Source organism: Leucobacter soli (genome assembly GCF_042659205.1).
In the GTDB taxonomy this organism is placed as follows: Bacteria; Actinomycetota; Actinomycetes; order Actinomycetales; family Microbacteriaceae; genus Leucobacter; species Leucobacter soli.
The window spans coordinates 1-981 of record NZ_JBHSRW010000420.1; the positions used below are offsets into that span (position 1 = coordinate 1).

Sequence of the window (981 nt, forward strand, 5' to 3'; positions counted from 1 at the left end):
GTCGGCGAGGCCGACGAGCAGCGCGCCCGCCACGGTCCAGGCGTGTACCAGGATCCTACGGCCGGCGCCCGGTCCGAGCGTGAGGGCGAGCTCGACCCGCTCCGCCGCGATCGTGAGCACGATGAACGCGTAGAGCCAGGGCAGGAGGCGGGGGAACTCGACGCCGCCGATCCAGAGCACGCACGCCGCCAGCGCGAAGCCCGCGGCGAGCAGCTGCACGAGCAGTTGCGCGTCGTAGCGCCGCCGCCAGAGCGGGATGTAGAGGGCGGTGAACGCGGCAGCGCCGGCGGCGAGGATCCACTTCGCGACGATCAGCGGCACGGGGTCGGCCACGAGGAGCACCCCGCCGAGTCCCAGCAGGCCCGGCGCCGCATAGCCGTACCAGCGTCGCAGTGCGGTGGCGCGCTCGAGCGCGATGAGCGTGCCCACGAAGCCGACCACCAGCAGCATGCCGTGCGTCTCGGGCAGGCGACGCGTCGTCACCGGGGCCGGGAGGCCGAGCAGAAGCAGGGCGGCGTCGAGCCCGGCGAGCAGGCTGAGGCCCGCGGGCAGCATCCAGACGAGTCGCAGGGAGGGGCGTCGGCGGACGGCGCCCACGGCGGGGCTCACCGCCCGTCCGCCAGCTGGAGCACGCATTCGCCCGGGGCGGTGAAGGGGAGCAGCCGCACCGTCCGCTCGCCGACGGTCACGGTACTGCCCTCCGCGTGATCGGATCCGGGCCCATCCGCGCCTGCACGGCGCGATCCTGCGCGATCCGATCCTGCTCCGCACGGCCCGTCCCCGCCGGGATCGTGCGCCTCCATGAGCCCCGCGACCATGCCCAGGTGCACGGCGCATACCACGTCGGAGCGCGTCGATGCCGCCTCGATGAGCGGGCACTGGCGCAGGACGATCGAGGTGCCGTCGACATGATGGCGCGCGCGCGACGGGGCATCGGCGCGGTGGCCGTGGGTCTCGCGGCCGTCGGTCTCGCGGCCGGGT

The 981-nt window shown here is 74.8% G+C and carries 2 pseudogenes; both read right to left on the reverse strand.

What is annotated here, in order from left to right:
• Nucleotides 1–609: pseudogene (locus ACFPZL_RS13650) on the reverse strand (hypothetical protein); the annotation flags it as partial.
• Nucleotides 606–981, reverse strand: a pseudogene (locus ACFPZL_RS13655) (hypothetical protein); the annotation flags it as partial. The pseudogenes ACFPZL_RS13650 and ACFPZL_RS13655, both read right to left, overlap by 4 nt.